The following is an 8,907-nucleotide window of genomic DNA, read 5'->3' on the forward strand; positions in this document are numbered from 1 at the left end:
GAACACAGAAGTTAAGCACTGCAGGGGCGAAAATAGCTGAGCGGACCTCAGTGAAACAAGCACGCTGCCGGGTAATCGATGGAAGAGCTTCTGCTCTTCCTCTTTTTTTTATGTTACTCTGGAGCATGCTTTTGTCCCTCTTACCTTATACTGACTGGCCATTGGGAACACTGAATCAATATTTGAATCCATGGTCCTGATTCTTTGTGCAGATGCTCCGAAAGGTCTCAGAAATGAAAATGGGATGTTTAGGGGACCTTTGTTATAAAGCAATGAAATCATTTATCCATGCAAAGGGAATCAGAAAACGGGGACAGCGGCAGCTTACTAAACGTATCTGTTTTACTCTACCTCGGGCTTAGTTCTTTTGATGCTTCCATTCATGCATGTGATGATTCTTCTGCTGATGGCTTACGAACCTTTGAAAGTGGGTATTTATGCATGCAATGGCACTCAGAGCGTGTATAATTAATGCCTGCGAGGCACAGTTATGAAAGAACTGAAAGTGATTACGAAAAGTGTCGAGGAAACGCATGCGCTTGGAGAAAAGCTCGGTGCTCATGCGAAGCCTGATATGGTATTCCTGATGAAAGGCGATCTCGGGGCGGGTAAGACGTGTCTGACCCAGGGAATTGCAAAGGGTCTGGGGATCACGAGAACCGTTACCAGTCCTACCTTCACGATCCAGAAGTTATATCATGGCCGGCTGGAGCTGAATCATATTGATGCTTATCGGCTTGAAGGGGTTCATCAGGATCTCGGGTTTGATGAGTATCTGACAGATGGCGGGCTGACGGTCATTGAGTGGTCTCAGTTTGTACCGGATCTTGTTCCGGAAGAGTATCTTTCTATTTCAATCCGTCTGCTTGAGGAAAGTGATCGGGAGTTTACGATGACAGCGAATGGGGCTGAATACGAACAGCTTCTGGAGGAAATCAGATGATTACATTATGCATGGATACTAGTACTCAGTATCTTGTGATCGCGTTGATCCGGGATGATCAGATCGTGGCGAAGTTCCAGGAAAAGTGCTGGAAGAAGCAGTCGGAAGAATTGTTTCCGAGATTGATGGATCTGATGAAGGAAGCCGGTCTGGAACCGGAAGATATCGGTCAGGTCGTGGTCAGCGAAGGCCCTGGCAGCTATACCGGTGTACGGATTGCGATGACAGTGGCGAAGGTATTCTGTGCGATGCGGAATCTTCCGATCGCAACGGTTGGCACGCTGCAGCTGTTTGCTGGCATGGAGCCAAGAGCCCGCGTCGTCCTTGATGCAAGAGGAGGCCGTGTCTATACAGCGGTTTATGAATATGGGGTTCTTTCCGGTACGGTAGAAGCGAAGCCTTGTGAAGAAGTGAAGGCAGAGATCCTAGAAGCGGAAACCGTGATCGGCGATGGCAGTTTGGTAGGAAGAGAAGACCATATTCCGGATCTTGCTGAGAATTTCCTGGCGCTGAAAGATCAGTGGAAGTATGCAGAGAATGTGCATCTCGTAAAGCCGGAATATCTGAAGAGCAGTGAGAGCTACCTGCCTCATCATCAATGATCCGAGCTGCTGAAGACCAGGATCTTGATCGCATTGCTGAGCTGGAGAATGTGCTGTTTGCGGACAGCCCGTGGCCGTGGAAGGAATTCGAGCATGAACTGCATGAGAATCCCTTTGCAATTCTTCTTGTCGATGAAGAAGAAGGGAGGGTAGTCGGGTATCTTGACTACTGGATTCTATATGAGCAGGCTCAGGTTGCGACGATCGGAGTGGATCCGGAATATCAGAATCGCGGCATCGGCAGTGCATTGCTGAGCTATGCAGAGAAAGATGCGGCAGATCAAGGCTGCGAGACGTTTTCCCTGGAGGTACGCGTAAGCAATGCTCCGGCAAGGCATCTCTACGAGAAACATGGGTTTATTCAGGTGAATATAAGAAAAGGCTACTACGAGAATGGCGAAGATGCGTATCTCATGGTGAAGCCGATTGGAGGTCAGAAAGATGACGCTGATATTAGGAATTGAGACAAGCTGCGATGAGACAGCATGTGCGGTAGTCCGGGATGGGAAAGAGATCCTTTCCAATGTTGTTTCGAGTCAGATCAATGTGCATACATTATATGGCGGGGTCGTTCCGGAAGTAGCGAGCCGCATTCATGTGGAGAATATTTCTGCAGTTATCAGCGAGGCGGTAAAGCAGGCTGGGGTGACGATGGATGACATCGATGCGATTGCCTATACCCAGGGTCCTGGTCTGATCGGTTCTCTGCATGTTGGCGTTCAGGCTGCCAAGACGCTTGCCTGGGAGTTCCATAAGCCGCTGATTCCGATTCATCATATCACTGGACATATCTTTGCCAATCGGTTCGTGACGGATCTGGAATTCCCGTTAATGGCATTGGTTGTTTCGGGCGGTCATACGCAGCTTGTATGGATGGCGAATGACTGGGACTTCAAGGTCATCGGCACAACCATGGATGATGCGATCGGCGAAGCATATGACAAGGTTGCCCGTGTGCTGGGCCTCGGCTATCCGGGCGGACCGGTCATGGATAAGCTGGCTAAGCTCGGCAAGGCAGATCCGGACTATGTGCTGCCGACGCCGAAGACGGCTAAGCCTTATGACTTCTCGTTCTCCGGCCTCAAGACCGCAGTGCTGCAGCTGGATCAGCGTCTGAAGAAGCAGGGCAAGGAAGTTAATCCGGCTGATATGGCATATGCTTTCCAGGAGACTGCACTGAATTCCATGACGGATAAGACATGTGCAGCGGTAAAGGAATTCAAGCCGAAGATGCTGGTACTGGCAGGCGGAGTTGCGGCTAATTCCCGTCTTCGTTCCATGATGACGGACAAGATGAAGGCTTATCCGGAAACGAAGCTGGTCATTCCGCCTCTGAAGTGCTGCACGGACAATGCGGCAATGATCGGTGCGGTGGGTTATACTGCGTACCTTCATAAAGCATTCGGCGGATTTGATGCCGCCGCAGATCCGGGTCTGATGATGCCTGGAGAGAATTAATTATCTTGTTAGGATTATTCATATTATCACATTCACTAGTTTATGATACACTGTACGCAGGTGAATAATATGGAAAACAATAAACTAGTACCAAAGGCAACACTGCATCGCTATCCGGTATATCTGAAGGCCCTGCGCCGTCTGAAGGCAGACGGAGTGGATCGCATCATGTCCCGGGAACTTGCCGATTATGTCGGCATCGAATCTACCACGATCCGCAGAGACTTCAGCTTTCTCGGAAATCTCGGGAAGCAGGGTTATGGCTATAAGGTTGATGATCTGATTCAGATCTTCAGCGATCAGCTCGGCATGAACTTTGATGAGAAGATCATTCTGGTCGGATGCGGAAACCTCGGAAAGGCACTTCTGAACTACAATCACTGGAACCATGTGGTCGGTGAGATTGTATGTGCCTTTGATCTGAAGCCGGAAGATGTGAAGGGCGCTGGTGTCCCGGTCTACAATCTGAATGAGATTGCAGAGAAGAAGCCGGAAGGATGCCGGATTGCAATTCTGACGATTTCCCGGGAAGTTCAGCCTACGGTTGATCTGCTCGTGAAGAACGGAATTACGGGACTGGTAAGTTTCGTGAGCGACCATTTCACAGTGCCGGCAAATGTACATGTGAAACAGATCGATGTCGTGTCGTCGATTCAGGAGCTTGTCTTTGAGGCAAACTCCATGCAGAAATAAACAGCAGTAAGGAGAGATCGGAGAATACTATGCTGAGTGAAATGACGGTCAGGGAATTGTATGAACTGACGAATGAAGGGTCCCAGCTGGAGAAGGACCAGGTGGAATATGTGTTCCTGCAGGGCTGGGTCAGAACGAACCGGGCTGGCAAGAATGTCGGATTTCTGGCATTGAATGACGGTTCGTATTTCAAGAATGCCCAGATCGTCTATGAGCAGTCGCTGGCGAATTTTGCAGAAGTCGGAAAGTACCTGACCGGCACTGCTGTTTCGGTGACCGGAAAGTATGTAGCTACTCCGGATAACAAGCAGCCGTTCGAGATCCAGGCAACGGAGATTGTGCTGGAAGGAGAGTGCGACAAGACTTATCCTCTTCAGAAGAAGCGTCATTCGTTTGAGTATCTCCGTGAGATCGGTCATCTGCGTCCGCGGACCAATACATTCAGTGCGGTATTCCGGGTTCGTTCCGTGCTGGCTATGGCTATTCATGAGTTCTTCCAGGACCAGGGATTTGTCTATGTCAATACGCCGGAAATCACCGGCAATGATGCTGAGGGTGCCGGCGAGACGTTTACGGTTACCACTCGCAGCGATGGCAAGTATGACGAAGACTTCTTCGGCAAGCATGCCAGTCTGACCGTTTCCGGTCAGCTGCAGGCTGAGGCGTTTGCTCTGGCATTCCGCGATGTGTATACGTTCGGGCCGACGTTCCGTGCTGAGAATTCGAATACGACGAACCATCTGGCTGAGTTCTGGATGATTGAACCGGAGATGGCTTTCGCTGATCTGGAAGATGATATGGACTGCATCGAGGACATGGTGAAGTTCTGCATCCAGTATGTGGAAGATAACTGTCCGGAAGAGATGAAGTTCTTCAATGAATTCATTGAGAAGGGTCTGATTGAGCGTCTTGATCATGTGAAGAACAGCGAGTTCCGCAGAATGCCTTATACCGAAGCAATCGAGATTCTGAAGAAGGCAGATCCGGAGCAGTTTGAAAATAAGGATATCCACTGGGGCATGGACCTCATGACCGAGCATGAGCGGTATATCABCGATAAGGTAGTGCAGGGACCGGTGTTCCTGACGGATTATCCGAAAGACATCAAAGCATTCTACATGCGCCAGAATGAGGATGGCAAGACGGTTGCTGCCTGCGATCTGCTGGTGCCGGGTGTCGGCGAGCTGGTCGGCGGCAGCCAGAGAGAAGAGCGCCTCGATGTGCTGGAAAACCGCATGAAGGAACTTGGCATGAAGATGGATGGATATCAGTGGTATCTGGATCTTCGCCGGTACGGCGGCTGCAAGCATGCGGGGTTCGGTCTGGGCTTTGAGCGCTTTGTCATGTATGTGACCGGCATGGAGAACATCCGTGACGTGATTCCGTTTGCACGGACGCCGCGCAACCTGATGTTCTGAGAAACAGGAGTATATTTGGAAAATGGAAGAATATGTACTGAAGCAGAACCCGGATGGGACAAAGATCACAGTTCATGATGTCCAGATGGTTCTTCTGGAGATGATGAAGGATATCGATGAGCTCTGCCGCAGGAACGATATTCCCTATTTTCTTTCGGGCGGAAGTGCGCTTGGTGCGGTTCGCCATAAGGGGTTTATTCCGTGGGACGATGATGCGGATATTTTCATGATGCGCAGTGATTTCATGCGCTTCATTGAGGTCATGAAGGAACAATGTCCGGACAAGTATGTATTTCAGTGCTGGTATACGGACAAGCGGTTCAACGTGCTGATTCCGGGCATGAAGATCCGCAAGAAGGGAACGTATCTGAAAGAAGTGAATTCCCTGCTGTCCAATCGATGCACAGGGTATGATGGCTGCGATGGTGTATTTCTGGATGTGTTTGTCTGGGACTATGCCACGACCGATAAATGGAAGGACCTGCCGCCCCGGCTGGCCAATGACGTGCTCATGGTTCCTGAGATCATTGCGGACAATGTCTTCCATGTGAATCCGAAGGGAATCAAATCCCTCATCATGCATAATGCGATTTCATACAGCGAGCGGTGCGAGAAAGAACACAGCCCCTATATCGGCTTTGATCTGACCTGGGTCTGGAAGAGTCCTTTCCATCCGTTCATCTTCCGCTATGATGATATTTTCCCGGCGCAGTATGTGCCGTTTGAGGACACTGAACTGCCGATTGCCCATCATCCGGAAGAATATCTCAATACTGCGATCGCTCCGAGCTGGAGACAGCTGCCGCCGGAGAACAAGCGGTTTGCAAAGCATATCGTAGATATCAGATTGTAAGGAGAATCAGGTGCTTTATCAGGTAAGTCATGCAAGCAAGTCCTTCGGTGCGGATTCCGTATTCGAGGACGTGCAGTTTGAAATCAAGGGAACTGAGAAGGTTACGATCGTCGGCCGCAATGGCTGCGGAAAGACTACATTCCTTCGCTGCATGTGCGGAGAGATGGATTTCGATTCCGGAACGGTTTCCAGAATGAACGGGGTCACGATCGGGTATCTTGCGCAGAAGCCGCTGTCGGATGACAATCTGACGGTTGATCAGGAACTGCGGGCGGTCTTTGAGCCTGTTCTTGCCATGGAACATGAGATGCATGATCTGGAAGAACGGATGAAGACAGATTCTTCCGAGAAACTCCTTTCCCGCTACGCAGAACTGCAGGAAAAATTTGAGGCTGTTAATGGCTACAGCTGGGAATCCGAGATGATGACGGTCTTCACGAAGTTCGGCTTTGCGCCGGAGGAGATTCATCGGAAGATCGGCGAATTCTCCGGGGGGCAGAAGACCAGAATCGCATTCGTGAAGCTTCTTCTCTCCATGCCGGATATCCTGCTTCTGGATGAGCCGACGAACCATCTCGACATGGAGACGATCGAGTGGCTGGAAGGCTATGTGAAGAACTACCCGAAAGCGGTTGTCATGGTTTCTCATGACCGGATGTTTCTGGATCATACTGCGGATGTTGTCTATGACATGGAATACGGGAAGATGACCCGCTATGTCGGTAACTATTCTTCGTTTGTCGTGCAGAAGAAGAATAACCTGGAACGCCAGGAACAGGCGTATGAGCGTCAGCAGAAAGATATCCAGCGTCTGCAGGAACTGATTGAGAAGTTCCGCTATAAGAAGAACAAAGCATCGTTTGCACAGTCGAAGATCAAGTATCTAGATCGGATGGAAAAGCTTGATCCGGTGCAGAAAGCAGATATGAAGACGTTCCATGCGCACTTCACTCCGCGGATCAAAGGCGGCGAGAAGGTGCTGGAAACAGATCATCTGAAGATCGGCTATGATCATCCGCTGACCGAAGTATCCATGTCGATGCGCAGAGGCGACCGCATTGCGATCATCGGTCCGAATGGATGCGGCAAGTCTACGTTCGTGAAGACGCTGATGGAACTGATTCCTTCGCTTGGCGGTTCGTTCTTATGGGGTCATCAGATTGAGAAGGGATACTTCGATCAGCAGCTTGCGCAGTTCTCTTCCGGTAAGACGGTATTGGAAGAACTATGGGATGAGAATCCGGATCTCGACAGGACGCAGGTGAGATCTGTTCTCGGTCAGTTCCTGTTCAGTGCGGATGAAGTATTCAAGACCGTAGATGTGCTTTCAGGCGGTGAGAAGGTCCGGCTGAGTTTTGCAAAGCTTCTGCTTCAGCATTCCAATGTGCTGATTCTCGATGAGCCGACGAACCATCTGGATATTCCAGGCAAGGAAGCACTGGAAGAATCTCTGAAGGGATTTTCCGGAACGATTCTGTTTGTCAGCCATGACCGCTATTTCATTGAACAGCTGGCTACTGGTCTGCTGATCATGGAGAATGGCGGCGCAGAATATCTGCCGATGACGTATGATGAATACGTAGCAGAGAAGAACGGAATCCCCGCTCCGGAACCGAAGAAGCAGGAAGCTGCTGCACCAGTGATTCCGGAAAAGCCAGCTGAGAAGATGCTCAGCCCGGATGGAAAGAAACGGGAGATTGCAAAGCTGGAGAAGCAGATCACGGAAAAGGAACAGGATCTGGAAGCTCATCGTGCGCTGCGCTTTGAACCCGAGTACTATCAGGATTATCAGAAGATGAATGAACTCGATGAGAAGATCGATGATATTCATAACGAGCTTGCCCATCTCTATGAGAAATGGGAAGAGATGAATTCATAATCATCTGAGAGGGATACGAAATCATGGAATGCTGGAAATGTCATAAGCCAATCCCGGATCGGGCCGAGAAGTGTCCGTACTGCGGTGCTATCACGCATAATAAAGTAGATGCGGTTCTGAGCAAAGCAGCAGATGCGATCAATCCGAAGAAGCTGTTTAAGAAACTGGGAAAGTAAATTTGTCTTCTATCTATGGAAACTCGCAGGATGATTCCTGCGTTTTTCTTATTCTCCATAAACGATTGAAAAATATTCTGCCTGTCATTTCCCCATTTTCAGCTTTCAGGCAGGCCCTGCTTGAATCATTTAGGTTGTTGAGAAAAGGCATTCAGTATCAGCTTAATCAACACTAGTGAAGCAGGAGAGGTGTTTATAAATGATCGAGCCATTGAAGAAGAGAAGATTGATCCGGAGACCGGGTATCCGAGATATATGCAGAAAATGCACTATCGCGGATACGACAGAAATCGGGAAGCAATTCGGCATGAATACAAGCACCATGTATATCGGCTGAAGATCAGCGAGGATCCAGGAGTGCCGAACGATATAGCGAGGGATTCCGGCAAATTCCAGCGAATATACAACAGCAGGACCAGCGCAGAAAGATACCATGGGAGAATGGACCGGGATTTCTGCTTTGAGAATCACACAATCCGCAATCTGGCAAAGATGGACGTAGCGATCAAGATTGCAAATATCATCATGCTGGGGATGGCGGTGCTCCATATAAACAGGCATAAGACAAACTGCGCCAGCCTGTTCGCAATCTGAATAGGAAGCAGACGCGGCAGATGTTTTCAGTGGCCTCTGAATCAGAATATCAGGCACTGGGAAGATGAAAAGCAAGTCTGAAGCTGCCTGCTGCAAGCCAATAATTCAAGAGCCCTGCTTTTTGGCCGAAGAAAGCATCTGCCGTATTTGCGTGTTGGGCCTACATGTTACTGCTCTTCTGAAATGTCCCGTATCTGATCTGGTCTGATGTCCGGAAACTGCTCATCTTCGTGTCTCCGGAAAGAATTGATGTTCGGACTGATAAAGCTCGGTTTCCCGAGCTTTATCTGT

General features: G+C 49.5%; 11 protein-coding genes. All 11 read left to right on the plus strand.

Going from position 1 to position 8,907, the window contains the following annotated elements:
- On the plus strand, nt 1-200 hold a 200-nt coding region (locus tag FYJ51_RS13635; RefSeq protein WP_205946340.1), incomplete at its 5' end, for a hypothetical protein.
- Nucleotides 201-490: 290 nt separating this feature from the next.
- Entirely contained in the window at nt 491-943 is a 453-nt protein-coding gene (gene tsaE / locus FYJ51_RS13040) for a tRNA (adenosine(37)-N6)-threonylcarbamoyltransferase complex ATPase subunit type 1 TsaE (RefSeq protein ID WP_105302989.1), read from the plus strand.
- Nucleotides 940-1,545, plus strand: coding sequence for a tRNA (adenosine(37)-N6)-threonylcarbamoyltransferase complex dimerization subunit type 1 TsaB (gene tsaB / locus FYJ51_RS13045; RefSeq protein ID WP_105302990.1), 606 nt, complete (start codon nt 940-942; stop codon nt 1,543-1,545). Before tsaE ends, tsaB begins: the two co-directional genes overlap by 4 nt.
- Complete coding sequence (gene rimI, locus FYJ51_RS13050; protein WP_154505982.1) at nt 1,542-2,009, plus strand: ribosomal protein S18-alanine N-acetyltransferase; 468 nt, start codon at nt 1,542-1,544, stop codon at nt 2,007-2,009. The genes tsaB and rimI overlap by 4 nt, the downstream gene beginning before the upstream one ends.
- Nucleotides 1,987-3,003, plus strand: coding sequence for a tRNA (adenosine(37)-N6)-threonylcarbamoyltransferase complex transferase subunit TsaD (gene tsaD / locus FYJ51_RS13055; RefSeq protein ID WP_154505983.1), 1,017 nt, complete (start codon nt 1,987-1,989; stop codon nt 3,001-3,003). Before rimI ends, tsaD begins: the two co-directional genes overlap by 23 nt.
- Before the next feature lie 69 nt (nt 3,004-3,072).
- Nucleotides 3,073-3,696 carry a redox-sensing transcriptional repressor Rex gene (locus FYJ51_RS13060; RefSeq protein ID WP_105302993.1) on the plus strand — a complete coding sequence of 208 codons (624 nt, stop codon included), beginning with the start codon at nt 3,073-3,075 and terminating at the stop codon, nt 3,694-3,696.
- A 29-nt stretch (nt 3,697-3,725) separates the two neighbouring features.
- The gene (asnS, locus tag FYJ51_RS13065; protein ID WP_154505984.1) at nt 3,726-5,114 is read left to right on the plus strand and encodes an asparagine--tRNA ligase; all 1,389 of its coding nucleotides are present in this window, start codon (nt 3,726-3,728) and stop codon (nt 5,112-5,114) included.
- A gap of 22 nt (nt 5,115-5,136) precedes the next feature.
- Complete coding sequence (locus FYJ51_RS13070) at nt 5,137-5,967, plus strand: LicD family protein (RefSeq protein WP_105302995.1); 831 nt, start codon at nt 5,137-5,139, stop codon at nt 5,965-5,967.
- Between the two features lie 10 nt (nt 5,968-5,977).
- Nucleotides 5,978-7,846 carry an ABC-F family ATP-binding cassette domain-containing protein gene (locus FYJ51_RS13075; protein ID WP_328597277.1) on the plus strand — a complete coding sequence of 623 codons (1,869 nt, stop codon included), beginning with the start codon at nt 5,978-5,980 and terminating at the stop codon, nt 7,844-7,846.
- 23 nt (nt 7,847-7,869) lie between these two features.
- Entirely contained in the window at nt 7,870-8,022 is a 153-nt protein-coding gene (locus FYJ51_RS13080; protein WP_105302997.1) for a zinc-ribbon domain-containing protein, read from the plus strand.
- Nucleotides 8,023-8,211: 189 nt separating this feature from the next.
- Nucleotides 8,212-8,616, plus strand: coding sequence for a hypothetical protein (locus FYJ51_RS13085; RefSeq protein WP_154505985.1), 405 nt, complete (start codon nt 8,212-8,214; stop codon nt 8,614-8,616).
- Nucleotides 8,617-8,907: the final 291 nt, after the last annotated feature.

The sequence above is a fragment of the Stecheria intestinalis genome, assembly GCF_009696165.1.
GTDB lineage: Bacteria > Bacillota_I > Bacilli_A > Erysipelotrichales > Erysipelotrichaceae > Bulleidia > Bulleidia intestinalis.